This is a genomic window from Methylomonas montana (assembly GCF_030490285.1).
GTDB classification, from domain to species: Bacteria; Pseudomonadota; Gammaproteobacteria; order Methylococcales; family Methylomonadaceae; genus Methylomonas; species Methylomonas montana.
In genome coordinates this window covers 2,452,064-2,473,396 of record NZ_CP129884.1, presented here as the reverse complement: position 1 = coordinate 2,473,396, position 21,333 = coordinate 2,452,064, and the positions used below count along the sequence as shown (strand labels likewise).

General features: G+C 46.3%; 20 protein-coding genes. 14 read left to right on the top strand and 6 right to left on the bottom strand.

Annotated features, from left to right (window positions below):
* Window positions 1-46 precede the first annotated feature (46 nt).
* The 13 genes from oadA to QZJ86_RS11390 all read left to right on the top strand — a co-directional run bounded on the left by oadA (window position 47) and on the right by QZJ86_RS11390 (window position 14,266).
* Window positions 47-1,858, top strand: coding sequence for a sodium-extruding oxaloacetate decarboxylase subunit alpha (gene oadA, locus QZJ86_RS11450; RefSeq protein WP_301670539.1), 1,812 nt, complete (start codon window positions 47-49; stop codon window positions 1,856-1,858).
* Window positions 1,859-1,997: 139 nt separating this feature from the next.
* Window positions 1,998-3,125 carry a sodium ion-translocating decarboxylase subunit beta gene (locus QZJ86_RS11445; protein ID WP_301670538.1) on the top strand — a complete coding sequence of 376 codons (1,128 nt, stop codon included), beginning with the start codon at window positions 1,998-2,000 and terminating at the stop codon, window positions 3,123-3,125.
* Between the two features lie 19 nt (window positions 3,126-3,144).
* Window positions 3,145-4,251 carry a UDP-N-acetylglucosamine 2-epimerase gene (locus QZJ86_RS11440; RefSeq protein ID WP_301670537.1) on the top strand — a complete coding sequence of 369 codons (1,107 nt, stop codon included), beginning with the start codon at window positions 3,145-3,147 and terminating at the stop codon, window positions 4,249-4,251.
* Window positions 4,252-4,381: 130 nt separating this feature from the next.
* On the top strand, window positions 4,382-5,455 hold the full coding sequence (locus QZJ86_RS11435) for a glycosyltransferase family 4 protein (protein ID WP_301670536.1): 1,074 nt from the start codon (window positions 4,382-4,384) through the stop codon (window positions 5,453-5,455).
* A complete protein-coding gene (locus tag QZJ86_RS11430; protein WP_301670535.1) occupies window positions 5,452-6,336 on the top strand; it encodes a glycosyltransferase family 2 protein in 885 nt (294 codons plus the stop codon). Before QZJ86_RS11435 ends, QZJ86_RS11430 begins: the two co-directional genes overlap by 4 nt.
* Before the next feature lie 92 nt (window positions 6,337-6,428).
* Complete coding sequence (locus tag QZJ86_RS11425; protein WP_301670534.1) at window positions 6,429-7,376, top strand: IS1595 family transposase; 948 nt, start codon at window positions 6,429-6,431, stop codon at window positions 7,374-7,376.
* Window positions 7,377-7,476: 100 nt separating this feature from the next.
* The gene (locus tag QZJ86_RS11420) at window positions 7,477-8,763 is read left to right on the top strand and encodes a flippase (RefSeq protein ID WP_301670533.1); all 1,287 of its coding nucleotides are present in this window, start codon (window positions 7,477-7,479) and stop codon (window positions 8,761-8,763) included.
* Window position 8,764: 1 nt separating this feature from the next.
* Complete coding sequence (locus QZJ86_RS11415; RefSeq protein ID WP_301670532.1) at window positions 8,765-9,601, top strand: hypothetical protein; 837 nt, start codon at window positions 8,765-8,767, stop codon at window positions 9,599-9,601.
* Window positions 9,602-9,683: 82 nt separating this feature from the next.
* Window positions 9,684-10,580, top strand: coding sequence for a glycosyltransferase (locus QZJ86_RS11410; protein WP_301670531.1), 897 nt, complete (start codon window positions 9,684-9,686; stop codon window positions 10,578-10,580).
* Between the two features lie 5 nt (window positions 10,581-10,585).
* Window positions 10,586-11,254, top strand: coding sequence for a methyltransferase domain-containing protein (locus tag QZJ86_RS11405; protein ID WP_407081662.1), 669 nt, complete (start codon window positions 10,586-10,588; stop codon window positions 11,252-11,254).
* Window positions 11,242-12,045, top strand: coding sequence for an FkbM family methyltransferase (locus QZJ86_RS11400; RefSeq protein WP_301670529.1), 804 nt, complete (start codon window positions 11,242-11,244; stop codon window positions 12,043-12,045). Before QZJ86_RS11405 ends, QZJ86_RS11400 begins: the two co-directional genes overlap by 13 nt.
* Window positions 12,045-13,001 (top strand): polysaccharide deacetylase family protein, encoded by a 957-nt coding sequence (locus QZJ86_RS11395; RefSeq protein WP_301670528.1) that lies wholly within the window; start codon window positions 12,045-12,047, stop codon window positions 12,999-13,001. The genes QZJ86_RS11400 and QZJ86_RS11395 overlap by 1 nt, the downstream gene beginning before the upstream one ends.
* Window positions 12,998-14,266 carry a glycosyltransferase family 4 protein gene (locus tag QZJ86_RS11390; protein ID WP_301670527.1) on the top strand — a complete coding sequence of 423 codons (1,269 nt, stop codon included), beginning with the start codon at window positions 12,998-13,000 and terminating at the stop codon, window positions 14,264-14,266. The genes QZJ86_RS11395 and QZJ86_RS11390 overlap by 4 nt, the downstream gene beginning before the upstream one ends.
* Before the next feature lie 22 nt (window positions 14,267-14,288).
* On the opposite strand, the gene QZJ86_RS11385 is transcribed toward QZJ86_RS11390, so the two are convergent.
* Window positions 14,289-16,490 carry a YgiQ family radical SAM protein gene (locus tag QZJ86_RS11385; protein WP_301670526.1) on the bottom strand — a complete coding sequence of 734 codons (2,202 nt, stop codon included), beginning with the start codon at window positions 16,488-16,490 and terminating at the stop codon, window positions 14,289-14,291.
* On the bottom strand, window positions 16,487-17,290 hold the full coding sequence (locus QZJ86_RS11380) for a spermine/spermidine synthase domain-containing protein (RefSeq protein WP_301670525.1): 804 nt from the start codon (window positions 17,288-17,290) through the stop codon (window positions 16,487-16,489). Before QZJ86_RS11380 ends, QZJ86_RS11385 begins: the two co-directional genes overlap by 4 nt.
* 351 nt (window positions 17,291-17,641) lie before the next feature.
* Between QZJ86_RS11380 and QZJ86_RS11375 the strand changes: the two genes are divergently transcribed.
* A complete protein-coding gene (locus QZJ86_RS11375; protein ID WP_301670524.1) occupies window positions 17,642-17,854 on the top strand; it encodes a hypothetical protein in 213 nt (70 codons plus the stop codon).
* Between the two features lie 112 nt (window positions 17,855-17,966).
* Here QZJ86_RS11375 and QZJ86_RS11370 read toward each other — a convergent pair whose 3' ends face one another.
* Genes QZJ86_RS11370 through QZJ86_RS11355 form a run of 4 tightly spaced genes read right to left on the bottom strand, consistent with a single transcriptional unit; the run spans window position 17,967 to window position 21,116 of the window.
* Window positions 17,967-18,587, bottom strand: coding sequence for a glutathione S-transferase family protein (locus tag QZJ86_RS11370; protein WP_301938963.1), 621 nt, complete (start codon window positions 18,585-18,587; stop codon window positions 17,967-17,969).
* A 27-nt stretch (window positions 18,588-18,614) separates the two neighbouring features.
* Entirely contained in the window at window positions 18,615-19,076 is a 462-nt protein-coding gene (locus tag QZJ86_RS11365) for an amine oxidase (protein ID WP_301670523.1), read from the bottom strand.
* 16 nt (window positions 19,077-19,092) lie between these two features.
* Entirely contained in the window at window positions 19,093-20,295 is a 1,203-nt protein-coding gene (locus QZJ86_RS11360; RefSeq protein ID WP_301670522.1) for a flavin monoamine oxidase family protein, read from the bottom strand.
* Entirely contained in the window at window positions 20,184-21,116 is a 933-nt protein-coding gene (locus tag QZJ86_RS11355; protein WP_301670521.1) for a hypothetical protein, read from the bottom strand. Before QZJ86_RS11355 ends, QZJ86_RS11360 begins: the two co-directional genes overlap by 112 nt.
* Between the last annotated feature and the right edge of the window lie 217 nt (window positions 21,117-21,333).

The window sequence follows — 21,333 nt, the reverse complement described above, 5'->3', positions numbered from 1 at the left end:
ATAAGGTAAGCAGTACTCGACCCAAAAAAGTCATTAGGAGAAAAGAGTGGAAAAGGTAAACAAGCCCCTAGGAATTACTGAGGTGGTATTACGCGATGCCCATCAGTCAATTCTGGCAACCCGGCTGCGCATAGAAGACATGCTGCCGATTTGCGAGCAGCTTGATCAAATCGGTTACTGGTCGATTGAATCCTGGGGTGGCGCAACCTTTGATGCCTGCATCCGCTATTTGGGTGAGGATCCTTGGGAAAGATTGCGTTTGTTGAAAAAAGCCATGCCTAACACACCGCAGCAAATGTTGTTCCGCGGTCAAAATATTTTGGGTTACCGGCATTATGCCGACGATGTCGTCGATAAATTCGTCGAACGTTGCGTGGTGAATGGCATCGATGTATTCCGTATCTTCGATGCGATGAACGATATGCGCAACATCGAACGCGCGATTAAAGCGGTACTGAATACCGATGCCCATGCCCAAGGCACCATCTCCTACACCACCAGCCCGGTGCATACCATCAAAAAATGGATCGAGCAGGGTAAGCAAATCGAGGACATGGGCGCGCATTCCATTTGTATTAAGGATATGGCCGGTTTGCTGACCCCTTACGATGCTTACGAACTGATCAGCAAGCTGAAAAAAGCCGTGGCGATTCCGATTCATATGCAATGCCACGCCACGACCGGCTTGAGCGTCGGAACTTATATCAAGGCCGTGGAAGCCGGTGTCGATAATGTCGATACCGCGATTTCCTCTTTAAGCATGACTTATGGCCACAATCCTACCGAAACCATCGTTGCCAGTTTTCAGGGCCAAAAACGCGATACCGGCCTGAATTTGATCAAGCTGGAAAAAATCGCCGCTTATTTCCGTGAGGTGCGCAAGAAATACGCACAATTCGAAGGCAGCTTGAAAGGCGTTGATGGCCGGATTTTGGTCTCGCAAGTGCCGGGCGGCATGTTGACGAATATGGAAAGTCAATTAAGAGAGCAGGGCGCGGCGGATCGCTTCGACGAAGTGTTGCACGAAATTCCCTTGGTGCGTAAAGACCTGGGCTACATCCCGTTGGTGACGCCGACTTCACAAATTGTCGGCACCCAGGCGGTATTGAACGTACTGGCCGGCGAACGCTATAAAACCATCAGTAAGGAAACGGCCGGCGTGCTGAAAGGCGAATACGGTGCTACGCCGGCGCCCGTCGATAAAGAATTACAGGCTAGAGTGCTGAACGGTGCCAAGCCGATTACCTGTCGTCCAGCGGACTTGCTGGAAGCAGAAATGGACAAATTGGTTGCGGAAGTAAAAACCAAAGCGGCAGCCGAAGGTGTTAAGTTGGCTGAGAATGTAGAAGAAGACGCCCTGATTAACGGGCTATTTGCTCAGGTCGGTTGGAAGTTTCTTCAAAATCGCGGTAACCCAGCTGCGTTTGAACCGGCGCCAAGTTTGGCGCCGGCCGTGGCGGCAGCGCCCGCCATCGCCGCGCCGTCAGCTAGTGGCGCAGCCGAAACCTATACCGTTAATGTCGACGGTAAGAACTATCATGTAGCGGTCGCGCCGGGCGGAGCGGATATTATCGTGCAAGCGGCGGTTGTGACAGCCGCTCCGGATAGCGGCCCGATGCTGGCGGCTACCGCGCCTATCGTCAGTGGTAGCGGTGTAGTCGAATCGCCGCTGGCCGGTGTGGTGCTGAAAGTGAATGTCAATGTCGGCTCTCATCTTTCCGAGGGCGATGTGGTGATGATTATGGAAGCGATGAAAATGGAAACCGAAATTCGCGCTAAAGTAGCTGGCATCGTCAGTGCGGTAAATGTCCGTCAAGGCGATTCCGTGGCGGTAGGCGACGTATTGGTGACCCTGTAACGCCTGCCTTTCGGCATCCCGGTCAGACATACTTTGGACCGGAATTTAATACACGACTAAGCCGCCTGGTCTTTAGGATAAGGCGGGTAGTTCGTCATCAGCCGTTCCGTTCAAACAAACGATTTAATTAAAGCACTCCATGGAAAATCTTAGACTGTTGTGGGAAAGCACAGGTATCTATAACGTTACCGGGCCGCAAGTCGTCATGATGGCGGTTGGCTTTTTGCTATTGTATCTGGCGATCAAAAAAGGCTTCGAACCCCTGTTGTTATTGCCAATCGGATTTGGTGCGGTATTAAGCAACATTCCGGTGGCAGGCATGATAGAAGAGGGCGGCATCCTTTACTACATGTACGGTGGCATCAAGGCAGGCGTGTTTCCGCTCTTGATTTTTATGGGCGTCGGCGCAATGACCGATTTTGGGCCTATGCTAGCCAATCCCAAAACCTTGTTCCTGGGTGCCGCGGCGCAATTCGGTATTTTTGCGACACTGTTCGGTGCGCTGGCCTTGAATGTGATTCCAGGCATGGATTTCACGCTTAAACAAGCGGCGGCGATTGCCATCATCGGCGGTGCCGACGGGCCCACCGCGATTTACGTAGCGTCCAAATTGGCGCCTGAATTATTGGGGGCGATCGCGGTGGCGGCGTATTCCTACATGGCATTAGTGCCGCTGATCCAGCCGCCCATCATGCGCGCATTGACCAGCGAACAAGAGCGTCGGATAGAAATGCAACAACTCAGAGTGGTCAGCAAGGCCGAAAAAATCGTGTTCCCACTGATGTTGCTGGTATTGACCGCCATGCTGCTGCCGTCGGCGGCGCCGCTGGTCGGCATGTTTTGTCTGGGTAATCTGATGAACGCCAGCGGCGTGGTGGATAGATTGAGCAAAACCGCGCAGAACGAATTAATCAATATCGTCACGATCTTCTTAGGATTATCGGTTGGCTCCAAACTGAGCGCCGAAGCGTTTTTGACGATGGAAACCCTGGGCATTTTAGGTCTCGGCGCGGTGGCGTTTTCCATTGGCACCGCGAGTGGCGTACTGATGGCTAAAGTCATGAATCGTTTCAGCAGCACGCCGATCAACCCCTTGATCGGCGCGGCCGGTGTCTCCGCCGTGCCGATGGCCGCGCGAGTGGCTAATAAAATCGGTCTGGAAAGTAACCCGCATAACTTCCTATTGATGCACGCGATGGGGCCGAATGTCGCCGGCGTGATTGGCTCGGCGGTGGCTGCAGGGGTCTTGTTGAGTTTGGTGCGCTAGGTCGCATCTGATATAGCTTATGATATACGTGGTTATTGGCACTCGCGCCCAGCTAGTGAAGATGGCGCCGGTCATTCGTCAGATTGAAACACGTAATTGGTCAATTACCCTACTCTATACTGGTCAGCACCAGGAAAGCATGGATGATCTTATTCGTGATTTCCAGATTCAGACTCGCTGGCATTCGCTCTGTCAACACCCACAGGAAGTCAAGACCATCCTGCATGCATTGAAGTGGGTACTCCAATTGGGTAGTGCAATTATTTTAAATCCGGTAGGGTTATTGCCAACCGGGCGACCAAACCCTAATGACGTTTTGCTGGTTCATGGTGACACATTATCGACTTTATTGGGAGCCCTGTTGGGTAAACGCTTAAAGATCAAGGTCGGTCATATCGAAGCCGGTTTAAGATCATTTAACTTGCTAAATCCGTTCCCCGAAGAAATTGTCCGTCGCATCACGGCTTACTTTTCTGACATTGCTTTTTGCCCTGGAGAATGGGCAACAGCAAATCTTAAAAATCATAAACATCTCGTTAAAATTAATACTGGCAGTAATACGATTGCCGATTCTCTTGCCTTAGCATTAGGTGAAATGGTTGAGCCCCCTGTTACTGAGAGCGTATATGGTGTAGTGTCGATACATCGATTCGAAAATATTTTCCCGATTAATACGCTTAGACAAATCATTGAACAGGTGACTCTGGTTGCAACACGCTACCCACTGATTTTTGTTTTGCACCCCGCTACTCGGAAACAGTTGATCGCCACAGGCCTGATGGCTGACCTGGAAAAAAATAACAATATCGAGCTGAGAAGCAGGTGTGGATACATTGAATTTGTGCGACTGTTGTCCTCGGCTAGATTTGTCATTACGGATGGCGGCAGCAATCAAGAAGAACTATCGTTGCTTAACATACCTACCTTACTTATGAGAAAAAGTACTGAGCGACAGGAAGGCCTAGGTGCGAATGTGTATTTGGGTGGGCTGTCATTCAGTAATTTGCAAAAATTTCTAGCCGATCTTGAAGCATCCCCGGCTTCGAAAGTTATCAATGGGGACATTGTTAATGAAAGTCCCAGTGCTATGATCTGCCAACATATTGCTTTTGCGGCGGACCATTAATGGAAGTTTTCTTCTGTTGCTCTATGGAATGCATTTGGATGAATGACGACGCTCGTCTTGCTTATTCGGGCGTCTAAATTTCATCAGAATAATTCAATAGACCGCCCGCATAATTGAGCAGTTTGGGTTGATGAATATCTATCTCCTCTGTAAGCGCTACTACACCAATAAAGACCTTATCAACGATAGATTCGGGCGGCTTTATCATTTGCCCATGCAGTTAGCGCAACAGGGAAACAAGGTACTCGTAGACGCCTTTGATTACCGAAATCGGATAAGCACTTCGATTCAGGACAATGGCGTCTTATTTCGAACCATACCCGCAACGTCCACCAAAATACCCGGATTCCTCTGGCATGCATACCGCAATATATACAAGGCAAACCCCGACATTTTAATTGCCAGTGGTGATATCTACATCGGTTATGTCGGTTTAAATATTGCGCGCAGGCTCGGCATACGCTTTGTATTTGATGTATATGATTATTACCCGGTGTTTCGGATTAACCGCTTTCCGGGATTAACTTCACTCTTTAATCATACGGTTAAGAACGCGGATTTAGTGATGTGCGCGAGTAAACCGCTATTACAAGCTGTCTTAGCCGGACTCAATGAAAATGCTTTGTTAATTGAGAATGGCGTCGATCGAACTGCATTTACGACAGGTGATAGCGTGCAGGCTAGGCAAACCTTAAAATTGCCGGCAGATATACCTTTGGTCGGTTATTTTGGCTCAATCATTCCAACGAGAGGGCCGCTTCTGATCGAAGCCTGTAGAAAGATTAGAGAAAAGACACCGACATTGCGTCTTGTATTGGCGGGAAGGCTAACCGATATCTGTATCAACGAATCTTGGATCGACTATTTTGGTGAATTGCCGCAATCATCGATACCCACCTTGATACAGGCCTGTGATGTGGTGTGTCTACCCTATGCTGACGATACTTTTAACTGCATGTCAGGTGCATGCAAAATCGCCGAATACCTCGCTTGCGGCAAGCCGGTTGTCGCCACCAATGTTTCCAACCACGCACAAATATTTAAAGATGCGCCCTCGTCCTTGTGCGATCCAACCGTTGAGGACATGGCACGTGCAATCGAGTCGCAACTCAAACACCCAGAAATCGCGCCGTATCCTAACGATTTGGATTGGCAATCAATCGGACGAAAACTTCACAAAGAATTGACTAAGCTTGTACGATGAACAAGCTTTACATTGTCATCACCGATTTCAACGGCTACGCCCAAACCCGCCAATGCCTGGAAGCCTTACGTGCCAGTCAATACAACCAGTTTACTGTTCTAGTCGTGGATCATGGTACGACGGATGAAACACGGATTGGATTGACAGAAGAATACCCAGAAGTCACCCGCTTGGCGGGTTCTTCTGAACTTTGGTGGGCTGGCGCAAACAATTTGGGCATTCGCTTCTCGCTTGAGCGCGGTGCGGATGCGATCATGCTACTGAATAATGATTGCTATGTGACGTCTGATGCAATCGCTATCCTGGCCGATTTAATAGATAAATGCCCTGACGCCATTATTGCGCCAGTGCAGCGCGATTGTCGAACTGAGCGCCTCATCTCCATTAGTCCGCACAGCTGTTTTCTGCTTGGTTTTCCTAGCCTATCCGGTCCCAAGGAAATGACACCCGACATGGCTATGCGTGAATTACTTCCCGTTAAGCTTATCGTGGGTGGCCGGGGTGTTGTCATACCGGCCGGAGTATTTAATCAAATCGGATTGTTCGATGAAAAGCGATTACCTCATTATGGCGCCGATCACGATTTCTATTTACGTGCCCGTAAACAGGGCATCCTACTTTATGTAGCGTCTAGGGCCTTGGTCGAAATTGATAACATGCGCACAACGCTCGCGGATAATCCAGGTACACTCAATTTCGCTGAATTCTTGCAGTCATTGAGAAACATCCGCTCACATCGCAACTTACGCGATGTAACAACCTTATTTAAAGCGCATTATCCCATTCCCCATCTATATCTGTTAGGTGTCGCTTTGTATACCGTACGATATCTATTGGTTTACTGGGGTAGGCGCTGGATATTTTTATTACGTTCATGGTAACTAAAAAAGCATCCTGATTACCCACGACCCTCAGCAACTTACGAGCATCCTGCTAGTCCAATGAAAGCTATGAACTGACAGGAGATCGTGGCATGAAAAAGAATCCGATCCAATTTCAAAAAGGCTTTAGCCTGACGGATTTCATGAATCGCTACGGTACTGAAAGCCAGTGTGCCGCAGGGCTATTTCAGGCGCGATGGCCATCCGGGTTTCAATGCCCAGGCTGCGGTCGCCGCCGCTATAGCGTGATCAAGACTCGCAATTTGTATCAGTGCACGACGTGCCATCACCAAACCTCGTTGATCAGCGGTACGCTGTTCGAACAAACCAAGTTGCCGCTCACCGTGTGGTTTCTGGCGATTCATCTGCTGACTCAAGCCAAAACCAGTTTGTCGGCTTTAGCCTTGAAGCGGCAAATCGGCGTTTCCTACAACACCGCCTGGAGCCTCAAGCACAAGATCATGCAGGCAATGAAAGAGCGCGATGATCGCAAACCGCTGACCGGCATTATTCAACTCGATGACGTTTACTGGGGCGGCGAGCATCGGGGTGGCAAACGCGGGCGAGGTTCGGAAAACAAGACGCCTTTTGTCGCGGCGGTGGCGCTGAACAAGGAACACCATCCTATCGCGATGAACTTGAATGTCGTCAAAGGCTTCCGCAACAGCGAAATCAAGCGCTGGGCCGGCCATCATCTTCAGCCGGGTAGTCTGGTGTACTCGGACGGCTTAGCTTGCTTTTCCGCCGTGCTCGATCACGGTTGTCACCATTACTCCATTGTCACCGGCGGTGGTCCTGACAGCGTGACGAAAGAAGAATTCGCCTGGGTCAATACCATGATCGGTAACGTGAAGCGCGCCATCAATGGCACTTACCATGCCATTCAGTCCAAACATTTACCCCGCTATCTGGCCGAGTTTTGTTATCGTTTTAATCGCAGATTCGATCTGCAAACCATAATGCCGCGGTTTCTCATCGCTGCGGCTAATTCTCCACCCATGCCGGGCCGTTTGCTCAAATTAGCTGAGGCTTATGGGTAATCAGGAAAAGCATTAAGTAGCAATTTTGATAATGTAAGTCAATTTCCAATAACAAAATATCGTGAGCATATTGTCAAAGCTAAAGAATAGGTTAAGTCACTTGGCACAGCATCAAGGATTTAAACGTTATTTTAAAAATACGTTATGGATGATGATTGAGCAAGTGCTGCGCATCATCGCTGGGCTTTTGGTCGGTATCTGGGTGGCGCGTTATTTGGGGCCAGAACAATTCGGTTTATTTAGTTACATATTGGCGTTTACCTCTATCTTTAGCGGCATGGCTAGACTAGGGCTTGATGGTATTATGGTGCGTGAATTGGTCAATCAGCGTGATCAACGAGATATTTACTTGGGAACCGCATTTTGGTTAGAATTAATTGGGGCATTTATTGTTATCGCGATAATCATCATCATCGTCCCTTTTACATCAAATGATGCCACCACTAATTTTTTTATTTTTATAATTACGGCTGGCTTAGTTTTCCAAAGCTTTGAAGTGGTTGAATATTATTTTCAATCACAAGTTCTTGCGAAAGTTGTGTCAATTTGTAAAGTTATACAGCTTACACTGTCTTCATTAATCAAAGTCTATTTGGTGATGACCAATGCGGAGTTATTTTTGTTTGTACTAGTAACATTATTTGACTCACTCACTCTAGCTACGTGTTACTTTATTGCTTATTCTTTTCATGAGAAACCAAGCTTCTTTAAGTGTTTTGATATAACCATAGTAAAAAAGCTTATTAAAGATTCCTGGCCGCTTACCTTGTCGTCAATTGTGGTGATGATCTATATGCGAATCAACCAAATAATGATTAAAGACATGCTCGGTGAGTACGAGGTTGGTATTTATTCAGCCGCTGTTCGCCTAAGCGAAGCATGGTATTTTATACCTGTCATGATTACGAGTTCTATTTTTCCAGCGATACTTAATGCTAAAAAGTCTAATGAGGAACTGTATAATCAGTACTTGCAGAGACTATACACTTTTATGGTATGGCTAGCTATTGGCATTGCCATTCCTATGACATTTTTGAGTGATTGGTTAATTGCCTTTTTATACGGTGAAGCCTATAAAGACGCTGGACCTATATTTATGATTTTGATATGGGTGGGGGTTTTTGTAAATCTAGGGGTTGCTTCGTCTAAGTGGGTTATTACTGAAAATCTGGTTAAAAATGCATTATTCAGAACTTCTTCAGGGGCTATTGTAAGTATTTTGTTAAATTATTTTCTTATAGAAAATGCGGGTGTTTATGGAGCGGCTTATGCTACTTTTGTTTCATATTTTTATGTGAATTTTTTTAGCTTGTGTCTTTTTAGAAAAACAAGGGTGTGTTTTTTTCAGCAGTGCAAAGCGTTTAATATATTTTCAATCAGGATTTGATGTGTTTTTTAAGATTAAGATAAAATATAGGTTTATTTTACTAAAATATATTTTGTATTCTTTGTTAAAAAAATCATCAGGTGTTGAATGTAATGACAAAAAAATTATCGTAAGTTTAACGACATATCCAAAAAGATTAAACGTTGTTCATTTAGCAATAGAATCTTTGCTAAACCAAACCATTAAGCCCTGTAAAATCATTCTATGGCTATCTGGAGATGAAATTAGTGAGTTCAGTGTGCCATTGTCCATAAAAAAATTAGTGCGGAGAGGGCTGGAAATAAGATTTATGAATGGTAATTTGAAATCGTATAAAAAGCTTATATATTCAATAGAAGAGTTTCCTGATTATAATATTATTACTTGTGATGATGATGCTATATATCCTAGCTGGTTTATAGATGGATTGTATGCCAAGCACAATGAGTTTCCTCATTGCGTGGTGGCATACAGATGTGCGCTAATGAAAAAGAAAAATAAAAGTCTTTTAACTCCATATTTGAATTGGAAGGCTGCATCGGGCGGCGTTCCATCTTATAATCTATTTCCAACTGGTGTGGGTGGTATTTTTTATCCTTGTGGCTCTTTAAACTCTAGTGTTTTTCAAAGAGATTTATTTATTAAGTTGGCGCCGTCTGCTGACGATGTCTGGTTTAAGGCGATGGCGTTGATTAATAATACTAAAACTGTTATGGCAAAAGATTCGTGTATCGAATTCTTAACCATTGAAGGCACGCAAGACTGCGGGCTGTGGCATAAAAATGTTATAGAAAAACAAAATGACAAACAATTAAAGAATGTTTTCGATTATTTTGACTTGTATGGGCTTATTGAATAAATCTAAATTATATTTTTTCTTTTAAAAGAGTGTTAATATAATTTGCACTTGTTGATAAGTTTTTTTGTTGAGGAAGCATAGAGTGAATTTGTCTCCTGTGGTTTTGTTTGTATATAATCGTCCATGGCACACTAGGCAAACTATTGAGGCTTTACAAAAAAATGAACTGGCATTTGAAAGCGAGTTAATTATATACAGTGATGCACCAAAAAATGATGACTCTAGGCAAACCGTTATGGATGTCAGGTCGTACATTAAATCTATTCAAGGATTTAAAAAAATCACGATCATTGAAAGAGAAAAAAACTGGGGGTTATCTAAGTCTATTATTGATGGCGTAACTACTATTGTCAATCAATATGGAAAAATTATCGTTTTGGAAGATGATTTAGTGACTAGTCGTTTTTTTTTGAAATTCATGAACGAGGCTTTAAATTTTTATCAAAATGAAAAGAAGGTATTTCATATTTCAGGTTATGTTTATCCTATTAATACAAAAAATATCGATAGTACTTTTTTTTTGAAGCCAACAACGTGTTGGGGTTGGGGGACTTGGGATAGGGCATGGAAATATTTTGTTAAGGACTCGGATTTGTATTTGTGCTTATTCAATAAAAAAATGATCTATGACTACAATCTAAGTGGGGCTTATAGATATTTTGATCAAATAAGGTTAAATAAGAAAGGTCGTATTGATACTTGGGCTGTTTTCTGGTACGCGTCATCCTTTTTAAATAGCGCCTTATCTCTTCATCCAAAAGATTCTTTTGTGCGCAATATTGGGCATGATGGGTTTGGGGTTAATTGTACAAAATCAAGTGTATTTGATGTAGAGGTTGTTGATTATTATGACGTGATTTTCACAACAAACATTTGCGAAAATATAAAAGCAAGGAAGTCTTTTGAGTGTTTTTTTAATGGATTAAAAAAAACTTTATTTAAGAGGATCTATAATAAAGCAAGGAATATTCTTAGGTGAAAAAAATGTTGCTCAGGATAATCAATAAACCAAATTGGTTCAACCTTCGTATTACAAAGCCTATTTCAAAAGTATTTGGCCTAGATAGAGGGCTTCCTATTGATCGTTTTTTTATCGAGAAATTTTTAGATTCAAATAAAGGCGTTATAAATGGGACAATTATGGAAGTTTCTGATGATGTCTACAGTAAAAAATTTGGCGTCATCGGGAGTATTTTTGAAGTGCTCCACTATGCAAACGATAATCCAAAAGCTACTATCGTAGGCGATTTAGTCAATGTAGAAACTCTTCCATACGGCAAAATAGACTGTTTTATTTGCACTCAAACACTTAATTTTATATATGATGTTAAAGGCGCAATTAAGGGTATTCATTATGTTCTCAAGGAAAATGGTATTGCCCTTGTTACGGTTGCAGGAATTTGTCAAATTTCTCGTTACGATATGGATAGGTGGGGGGATTATTGGCGATTCACAGATCTTTCTATACGAAAATTATTTGAAGAAGTATTTGGCGTTGGAAATGTACAGGTTGATTTTTATGGGAACGTTCTTGCCGCAATTTCGTTTCTTCATGGCTTAGCCGCTGATGAATTAACACTAGAAGAATTGTTGTTTAAGGATCAAGACTATCAAATTCTAATTACTGTGATGGCAAAAAAATGCTCCGCTTAATTAATGACTCATTTCGACCGTTATATAGATGTTTTACACAGCCTAATTTATATACATTTTATAAATTATCTTATCTTTATGAAAAGAGCCACCGGTACTACCCATTTTATAATATAAATTTTAATGGCTTCAATGTTGACATAGTCGATGGCCCAAGTTTCGTTTGGCAATATAAGGATATTTTTGTTGATGAATCCTATAGCTTTCCGGCCATAACATCTTCGCCTGTTATTTATGACTGTGGAGCAAACATAGGTATGAGTATATTGTTTTTTAAAAAACAATATAAAAATTCTAAGATAGTCGCATTTGAGCCGGATAAAAAAATATTTAGTTTTTTGCAGAAAAATGTAGAAAGTAATCACCTAGAAGATGTTTGTCTCGTTAATAAGGCAGTATGGATTAATAATAATGGGGTGTGTTTTTTATCTGATGGGGCGGATGGCGGTACTATTTTAAAAGAAGGGGTTTTAAATGTAGAAAGTGTTAGGCTTAAAGAATATCTTCTTCTGGAAGAAAGAATCGATTTGCTTAAAATAGATATAGAAGGAGCAGAAGTTGAGGTTTTGGCAGATTGTGCAAGCCAGCTTGATCGAGTTCAAAATATTTTTATTGAGTATCATTCATTAGAAAATAAGCCTCAAACTCTTTCCAATATGTTAAGAATTTTAGAGCAGCAGGGATTTCGATACTTCTTAGAAACTGTGTCAAAAATAAATAAGCCGTTTCTACAAAACTTCGCTCCAATGTCCATGGATTTGCAGCTTAATATTTATGGATATCGGCTTTAATGTTAAGTCTATATAAGGGTATAGCAACTATTATTATGCTTCATCGTGTTTTTCCACTTGAGCCTAATAAATTGCCGCCTAATGAGAATCTGAAAGTTTCCCCAGAATTCTTGGAAACATTCATTGTTGGCGCTCTACATAGAGGGTATGCCTTCGTCAGTCTCGATGATTTGCACAATATCCTTTCTATGGATACAAAAGCATCAAAGTTGATTGTTATGACCCTAGATGACGGATACGCTGATAACTTTACCTACGCGTATCCTATTTTCAAAAAATTTAATATTCCGTTTGTTATTTACGTAACCACATCTTTTCCTGACAAGTCTGTAATTTTATGGTGGCATGTATTGGAAGACATGATTGCTCAATCTGATTCGATATCTTTGACTAACGGACTAAATTTCAAGTGTGAGACGAAAAAACAAAAAATTGACGCATTTATGACTCTTAGAAAAATAATCATTGATTTGCCTAATGAATGCTTTCTCCATTCACTTAATAAATTGTTTAAATCGGGTCCATTTGACTGGAGCGGGCAGTTCTTTGATTTAGTAATTTCATGGAAGCAACTTAAAGAAATTAGTGAAAGCCCCTTAGCCACCATAGGCGCGCACACTGTAAATCATCATGCGCTATCTGGGCTTTCAAATAAGAATTTAACTAAAGAAATAATTGATAGTAAAGTAATTATTGAGTCCCATATCGGCACACAAGTTGAGCATTTTTGTTATCCTTTTGGAGGGCGAATTGAAGCTGGAGAACGAGAGTTCAGGATAGTTAAAGAGTTAGGATTTAGAACCGCAGTAACTACAAGATTTGGAAATATATTCTCCGAACATTCTGATCATTTATTATCACTTCCAAGGGTGATGCTAACAAATCAATTTTTATGGTCGAATTTTAATTTTCGCTCAATGAAACAGTTTTTAAAATGTCGTGTGGTGACGGCTTGAAAGTTTTGATAGTTAATGCTTCTGATAATATTGGCGGTGCAGCAAAGGCAGCGCGTCGTTTGCATAATGCATTAATAGGATCTGGAATAAATAGTCAAATGTTAGTACTAACAAAAGTGACTGACGACTACACTGTTCTAAGTGATGAATCTAAAATTAAATACGCGTTTTCTAAACTTTTACCTACTTTTGATCTATTGCCGGTTAAGCTCTATAAAAAACGTAGCGGAACTTTGTTTTCAGCTGCTTGGTTCCCCTTTACCGGCGTATCTGAAAGAATTAATGCCTTGAAGCCTGATATTGTCCATTTACACTGGGTTTGTGGTGGGATGATACGCATTGAAGATATTGCCAATATCAAAGTTCCAATTGTTTGGAGTTTGCATGATAACTGGGCGTTTACAGGTGGTTGCCATGTTATGTGGGATTGCGATCGTTATAAGGAAAAGTGCGGGCGTTGTCCTCGATTAGGTTCTGATTTCGGAATGGATTTAAGTCGTATACTATTTTTTAAAAAAGATAAGACTTATTCAAAGATTTCGAACTTAACATTAGTTGGACTAAGTCGTTGGATTGCAAGTTGTGCAACAGAAAGTAAATTGCTTGCTAGCAAACGGATTGTTCATTTACCTAATTTGATTGATAGTACGACGTTTTCACCGATTGATAAAACGTCTGCTAGAGAATTATTGAATTTGCCATTAAATAAGAAGTTGGTTGTTTTTGGAGCCGTGAAAGCGGTCAGCGATATTAATAAAGGCTATAAGGAACTATGTAGTGCATTACACCTTTTAGAAAACAGAAATATTGAAGTTGTCGTTTTTGGCAGTGGTCTGCCGAAAGATGCGCCTAAGTTCGGATTTAATACTCATTACGTTGGATATTTGTCAGATGATTTAAGTCTACGGGTACTTTATAACGCTGCCGATGTAGTGGTTGTACCGAGCCTTCAGGAAAATTTATCCAATACCATCATGGAAAGCCTGGCATGCGGCACACCTGTTGTTGCGTTTGATATTGGCGGAAATGGCGACATGATAGAACACCAAATTAACGGTTATTTGGCTAGACCTTTTGAAAGTAAAGATTTAGCCCAAGGAATCGAATGGGTGTTGAACGCAACTAATTATTCCGAATTAGCATTAAATGCCCGAGCCAAGATTCTTCGTGAGTTTGATAGCAATGTTGTCGTAACTAAGTATATTGCTTTATACCAAAATATCTTAAATACGCATGGTCATGACAAGCAAATAGTCGCTATTTAGCCTTAATTCATAAGGCTTATCCCTACCTACTTTTATTCCGTTTACGCTTTCCGCCTGCTCCATCAAATCCGGTGTGTTTGGTTTTAAAAGTCTGATTTTTGCTTATCTTAGTCGTATGGAGACCATCAGTTTTCGGCTGAAAACTCGGCACCAAATGCTGCTTACCATTCCCAATCAAATCCGCGCGGCCCATGTCTTTCAGGGCTTCGCGCAATAACGGCCAGTTTTTGGGGTCGTGGTAGCGTAAAAATGCCTTGTGCAAGCGACGTTGTTTGATGCTTTTCGGGATGGCGATGTCCGGGCTGTTGCGGGCCACTTTGTGCAGCGTATCCTTGCCGGAATGATACATCGCGGTGGCGATCGACATCGGCGACGGCAAAAAGGCTTGGACCTGATCGGCGCGGAAGCCATTGCGTTTCAGCCATAGGGCCAGATTCAGCATGTCTTTGTCTTCGGTGCCGGGGTGGGCGGCGATGAAGTAGGGAATCAGGTACTGCTCCTTGCCGGCCTCTTTGGAATATTTGTCGAACATCTGCTTGAAGCGGTCGTAAGTGCCCATCCCCGGTTTCATCATCTTCGACAGCGGGCCTTGCTCGGTGTGTTCCGGGGCAATTTTCAGGTAACCGCCGACATGATGCGTGACCAGTTCCTTCACGTATTCCGGGGTTTCCACCGCAATGTCGTAGCGCAATCCCGAAGCGATGAAGATTTTCTTGATACCGGGCAGATTGCGGGCGCGCCGGTACAGCTTGATCAGCGGCGTCTGATCGGTGTTCAGATTATGACAGATGCCGGGGTAGACGCAGGAAGGTTTACGGCAGGATTCTTCGATTTTCGGGTCCTTGCAAGCCAACCGCCACATGTTGGCGGTCGGTCCGCCCAGATCGGAAATATGGCCGGTGAAGTTCGGCGAAGTATCCCGGATGGCTTCGATTTCGCGAATGATCGAATCTTCCGAACGGTTCTGGATGATGCGGCCTTCGTGTTCGGTAATCGAGCAAAAACTGCAACCGCCGAAGCAACCGCGCATGATCAGCACCGAATGCTGAATCATCTCAAAGGCTGGGATATTGGCTTTGCCGTAAGCGGTGTGCGGTAAGCGGGAATAGGGCAGGTCGAACACGCCGTCCATTTCCGGCGTGGTCAGCGGCAGTGGCGGCGGATTAATCCACACTTCTCGGTTGCCGTGGCGCTGAATCAGGGCGCGAGCGTTGCCGGGGTTGGTTTCGCCGTGCATTACCCGTGAAGCGTGGGCGTATAGAATCGGATCGTCTTTTACTGCCTCGTAATCCGGCAAACGGATCACGGTTTGCATGCGCTGCTTGTTAGCGATGGGTTTGAATTGGATGATGTGTTCGCCAGGCGATTGGCCGAATGAATTCGGCCCTACAGCGGGCTTATCTTCGGCAGCACGGGTTCCCGACCCGTCGCCGCACTCCGATCGTCCCTGCTCGTCGCACGCGGGTTGTTCCTGGTAGGGATTCACGTGAGAAATCACCGCGCCCGGCTTGTCGATGTCGGTAGAGTCCTTCTCCATCCAGCCCTGCGGAATCTGTTTAACAAAATGCACGGTGCCGCGGATGCCTTTCAAATCGGCAATGGTTTCGCCTTTTGCCAAGCGCTGGGCGATTTCCACCACTTGCCGCTCGGCATTGCCGTAAACCAGCAAATCGGCCTTGGAATCCAGCAAGATGGATTTACGCACCGTGTCCGACCAATAATCGTAATGGGCAATCCGACGCAGGCTGGCCTCGATGCCACCGATGACGATGGGCACGTTTTTATAGGCTTCCCGGCAGCGGTGGGCGTAGACGTTCACGGCTCTATCCGGACGCTTGCCGGCCGCGCCGTCAGCGGTATAGGCATCGTTGGAGCGGATTTTCTTGTCCGAGGTATAGCGGTTGACCATCGAGTCCATATTGCCGCCAGTCACACCGAAAAACAATTTAGGCTGACCAAGCTTTTTAAAGTCTTCGGCGCTTTGCCAATCAGGCTGGGAAATAATGCCGACCCGGAAACCTTGAGCTTCCAATACCCGGCCGATCACCGCCATGCCAAAGCTGGGATGGTCGACATAAGCGTCGCCGGTTACCAGAATAACGTCGCAGGCATCCCAACCCAGCTGTTGCATCTCTTCCAGGCTCATGGGAAGTTCCGGCGCGGGGCCGAAACGGTGAGCCCAATATTTTTTGTAGCCGAAGATGTTGGGGGCGTTGTGAATCACGATTTGATTATCCGGTTGAATACGTTGGCGTTGTGGCGCTTAAGGTCCAGCAAATAGGTGGGAAATTCCAGTTGATATTGCAGTTCCAGGCGTTTGGCATGGTCTATCAACTGCTTTAAAGTTGGCTTGGGTCTTGTTTCGCCAAACGCGAAGCCGATGATGTTGCCGCGTCCACGCACCGGTAGAAACAGCATGCGCCGATCAAACACCCGGCCCATATTCCAGACCACTTGTTGGAACAGATCCTTGTCGGTGCCCCACAAATTGATCACCAGCAGACCGTCCTTAGTCAACAAGGTTCGGCAATTGTCGAAAAAAGTTTCGCTGCTGACTTCCGGGGCCATGCCGGCATGATCGTAAGCGTCGATGACGATTAAATCGTGTTGCTCGCTTTGAGTTTGGCTAGCCTGGTGGACGTGTTGGGCGCCGCAACCAATCTTGATTTTCAGGCGCTGATCGAAGGGCAGGCCGAAATGGCTGCGGGCAACTTTTAAGACGCTGCTGCGAAACTCGACCACTTTCAGCCGGCAATCGGCAAACTGATGCAGCAAAAACTTGGCGATAGTGCCGCCGCCCAAGCCTATCATCAACACTTCACGGGGCGTGTCATGGAACAGCAGACCAGCCATCATTGCTCTTGCATACAAGGAGTGCAGGCGGTCGGGTTCGGCCAGCAGCATGCTGCTTTGCCGAGCATGGGAACCAAAATGCAAGGCTCTGACGCCTTCCTTATCAACGATTTCTATGATGCCTTCGTCATCGTGGCTTTGGTGCACCACCAGGCCTTCATATTTGTACATGCGGTGTAGCGAACGGAAAAGAGTCGACTATTCTCCTTGAAAATCCGGCGCTTGTCTTGTTAATCCTTAACTCGGCATAAATATTTTGGCGGCCGCTTGCTCTACTGGCGTCGACGAAGGCTGGCAGCGCAAATGAATTTCGTAAACACGCCCTTCAAGTTTTCCGGGTCAGGTAAATCAACTAATTCATAGTTCAATTGTGAATAAGTCGATAGGATCGGCGTGATCATCTGGCTATATTGAATCCCGCACGATGGTTTAGTCGATCAATGCTCTCTGTATCAGCATTTGTTTGGAATGGGCAGAGAGCATGATACTTCTAATAGGGGTTAATCAGATTTGGAGAGAAAAATGAATCAGCAACACTATATTGCAATAACTGGCGTTACCGTGGTAGGAAATACAGGTGCGGCACTAATGTCCGGCACCATCGGAGTGGAACTCTCGGCCGAGGAAATTGGGCAGGTGCATGGCGGGGCTATCGCTAATGTGTCGGAATATATTCCCTTGTCGAAAAGCCATCCCAAGGTAGAGCGGGATATGCCAAGAGTGCCGTATCGGTAAAGTAACGAGGTGTTAAATCTCCCCTCGGCAACGCCGGGGGGGGCTTGTCTAGGCTACCTCCGCTAAGTTATCGATAGGCAAGTCTTCGTGGATTTGTTATCAATGATGGTCCTTACTCCACGCGATAACCTTCTTCCATCAACACGCGTCTAACGACCGGGCGAGACAGCATCAAACGGTAGTGTTTTAAGCAATTATCCGGTAGCGGGATACCGATCTTGTCCGCCCAAAACTCGACATAGAACAAAGCCGCGTCAGCGATGCTGAACAAGCCAAGCGCATAGCCTTCTGTCGGTAATAGTTGGTCAAGGACAGCAAAACCTTGGGTGACGATGTCCCGACCATGCGCTTTGACCGCTTCATGATCGGCTGGGTTGGGTGTGAATTTATCGGTGGTGAAAATCCGGGCAAAACCCTGGCCATGCAGCGTGCCGACCGCATAATCCATCATTTCGATGGCACGGGCATCGCCGTCCGGGTCGCCGGGTAATAATTTAGCCTTGGGATAGCTGCGCGCCAGCCAATAGGCGATCGCTTGGAACTCGGTCAATGCGCTGCCGTCGTTACGTACCAGTGTCGGTATGGTGGCTTTGGGATTGACTGCCAGATAGGCGGGAGCGTTTTGATCGCCGGCCAGCAAATTGACCAGCTGAACTTCGAAAACCAGGTCCAGCTCTTCCAGCAGGATATGGATACCGGTCGTGCAGGAGCCGGGCGTCATATAAAATTTCATCATCTGTCCTTTAGGGTAAATATCGGATTAGCGCCTTTCCAAAAAATAAGCGTTAACGTCTAATGCAAAGTCTTGCCAGCGTGCCGCTATCTCGCGTCTAACTTCGTTGACGTAAGTGTTATCGGGCTTATGTTCGTCTGGAAAATTGGATAGCGCACAAGACGTGCGATGTTTATCGACGACAAACAATAAAAACTCGTCGACGTAACCGTCGAAAGCCGCTAACGCTTGCTTGGTCAATTCGGATAATCCGCGCTCGACCGACGTGGCGGCGCTATCGAACGGTAGTGCGGACAGCCGTGCCAGCGCTTCTTGATATGCCTGTTCCAACACTGCCACCACGTTGCGTTGAAAACAGCCGTCCCATTGTTGGCGGGATAAGTCCCCGGCCAGAAGCCGCTCGTAGTGTTTTTTCAATAGCGGTTTTTGCTCGGCGATATAACGATGAAATTGTCCGAGGCTGTCGATATTTTGTTGTTCGCGGGTCACGGGGAATCTCCTTCGATTACAGGGTTAAGGCGTTGAATACCCGGTCGGCGGCCACCAAGGCCCCTTCCAGATAGCCGCCGTCGCTGGCGGCCGTTTCGGTACCGCAAAAATACAGTTTGTCCTGCCAATGATCCAATTGCAGCCAGAGATGGCCGTAGCTGGGATGGGCGGGCGGCGCGATTCTATCGTCCGCGGTCGCGGTAAACGCTTCCTGGCTCCAATCTTGAATCAGCACTTGCTGGGGATTAGCGGCGGCCTCGCCAAATAAACGGGTCATTTGTTGCACTACCAAATCTTCCAGCGTGTCTCGGTAATAGTCCCGAATCGCCGCCGGCAAGCCAAAGAAGCCGAACAAGGCGGCCGACTCGCCCGCCGCTGGGCTGGCATCGTAAACCTCTGCCAATACCGCGCCCGGATAATGCAGCAAGGCATTGCCGGAATAGCCTTGCTGCCGCCAGAATGCCTGTTGATAAACCAACAGCGCTTTGGCATGGCCGGCCATCCAAGTCGGCGTATCCTGCATCATCCGCATCAATTTCGGCGCCAAGGCCGGCTCGAAAGCTATGTTTTCGGCCAGTAAACGCGGCGGGGCAGCCAGTACCAGCTGGCGTGCTTGATAATACTCGCGGCCGGCGGCGGTGGAAAACTCCAGTTCGACATGAGTGCCGCGGTTGGCGACTCGCAGCAAACGATGTTGCAGATGCAGCACGGTATCTGGCAGCGCTTGCAGCAAGCCGGTCACCAATTGCTGGCAGCCGCCTTCGATTCGCCGCGCCGAACGATGGGTTTCGCTATCGGTATATTGCGCCGGCTCGCTGCCTGCGTTGATTTGATAAAGGCTGTGACCGCTATCCCACTGCTTGAACAGTTGTAAGCCCAGTTTTTCCGCCAAGGCTCGGATAAGCGGTTGTTGGTCGGGCCATAGCCAGGTCGGCCCAAGATCGACGTTTAAATTAGGGGCGGAGGGAATTGCTTGCGATAAAATCCGGCCGCCACAGCGGTCGCGGGCTTCGAATATCGCCAAATTCGGCTTGCTGGCAAACAAGCGTTCGGCCAAGGCCAGTCCGGAAAGTCCAGCGCCGACTATCGCTACGTCCAGCATCGGCTTCACATGACCGCCAAGCTCAGGCAGCGCAGCGAATTGCTTTGCCAGAGCGGCAAGGCTGGTGCTTCGGTCGAAGGCATCGGCATGATCAATTTCTTGCGAAAAATATCCCATACGCCGTCGTAGCGCTGTTGCACCCGGATGCTCCAGCCCCAAACCACCGGCAAATGTACCGGCACCCAGATATAGCGGTCAGGCTGGTCCGGCGCGGCATTTTGCATGAAATAAACCGTATATTTTTCCAGCACGCTGACCGACGAGACGGCTTTGCCGGCTAATTCGGCCGGAATGAGCTGCGTCACCGCACTGCCGTATTCAATGCATTGTTGTTGGGCTTGCGCTTGAAACGCGCATATGGGGATCACCGCTTGCTGGTCGACTGCCTGGCTTAGATACAACACCGGACCAACGCCAGCGGCTTCAGTATCGAGTAATACCGTAGATTCGCCGTCCTCGAAGTGTACGACCCGTAACGATTCCACCAACCGCACCACACCCAATTGACTGGCGTAAGCCTCAGTATCCCATTCCAGTTCGAAGCGCGGCGTAACCGTCAACGTGGGCGTGTTATGCTCCATCTCAACCGATGGTACATCGAGACGGGCGTCGATCAATGTCAAACGATTGTTCGGCGCCGAACACGGCCGCTCTTGATCGGGCACTAGCAAACGACGCAGCGGCGGGGTGAGCAAGGCGGTATCCCAAACAAAGCCTTGAGACGGCTGCGCGTTTAAATCCAGCGCTTCGACTTCGGCCTTATCCTGGCTAATGCGATAGGCGCCCACCAGGCCGTTTTGAAACGCGTGCGCTAATTCCGGTGTGCCGTTTGCTATCGCTTCGGGGCGCAGCGGGTAACGGTGACCTGGAAAAATGGCTGTCTCGTTGCCGGATTGCTTGGGGCGAACGGGCTGCGGCAGCGGGAAAATATAATTCATGGTTAGTACTTTATCGATTGGCAGATAGGATTAAACCCAATCTGCCATTCAATAATGAGGCCAACCCTAAATTAGCGACACGGATAGCCGTTTTTTCGCGGGTATTCGCCTCGGATCGAGAGCATAACAGTCGGTTTCGATGTAGCAGAAGCTACAAATTGATTAATTTTGTCTGGATTAATCAACGTAACTCGATTCCCCATTACCAGTCGCAAGA

Bases quoted from the DNA above. Each gene is read 5' to 3' on its own strand.
- QZJ86_RS11425 (WP_301670534.1), top strand. From the start codon at position 6,429: ATGAAAAAGAATCCGATCCAATTTCAAAAAGGCTTTAGCCTGACGGAT.
- QZJ86_RS11435 (WP_301670536.1), top strand. From the start codon at position 4,382: ATGAATATCTATCTCCTCTGTAAGCGCTACTACACCAATAAAGACCTT.
- QZJ86_RS11405 (WP_407081662.1), top strand. From the start codon at position 10,586: ATGTTGCTCAGGATAATCAATAAACCAAATTGGTTCAACCTTCGTATT.
- QZJ86_RS11400 (WP_301670529.1), top strand. From the start codon at position 11,242: ATGCTCCGCTTAATTAATGACTCATTTCGACCGTTATATAGATGTTTT.
- QZJ86_RS11360 (WP_301670522.1), bottom strand. From the start codon at position 20,295: ATGGGATATTTTTCGCAAGAAATTGATCATGCCGATGCCTTCGACCGA.
- QZJ86_RS11440 (WP_301670537.1), top strand. From the start codon at position 3,145: ATGATATACGTGGTTATTGGCACTCGCGCCCAGCTAGTGAAGATGGCG.
- QZJ86_RS11430 (WP_301670535.1), top strand. From the start codon at position 5,452: ATGAACAAGCTTTACATTGTCATCACCGATTTCAACGGCTACGCCCAA.
- QZJ86_RS11395 (WP_301670528.1), top strand. From the start codon at position 12,045: ATGTTAAGTCTATATAAGGGTATAGCAACTATTATTATGCTTCATCGT.
- QZJ86_RS11355 (WP_301670521.1), bottom strand. From the start codon at position 21,116: ATGAATTATATTTTCCCGCTGCCGCAGCCCGTTCGCCCCAAGCAATCC.
- QZJ86_RS11370 (WP_301938963.1), bottom strand. From the start codon at position 18,587: ATGAAATTTTATATGACGCCCGGCTCCTGCACGACCGGTATCCATATC.
- QZJ86_RS11445 (WP_301670538.1), top strand. From the start codon at position 1,998: ATGGAAAATCTTAGACTGTTGTGGGAAAGCACAGGTATCTATAACGTT.
- QZJ86_RS11375 (WP_301670524.1), top strand. From the start codon at position 17,642: ATGAATCAGCAACACTATATTGCAATAACTGGCGTTACCGTGGTAGGA.
- QZJ86_RS11380 (WP_301670525.1), bottom strand. From the start codon at position 17,290: ATGTACAAATATGAAGGCCTGGTGGTGCACCAAAGCCACGATGACGAA.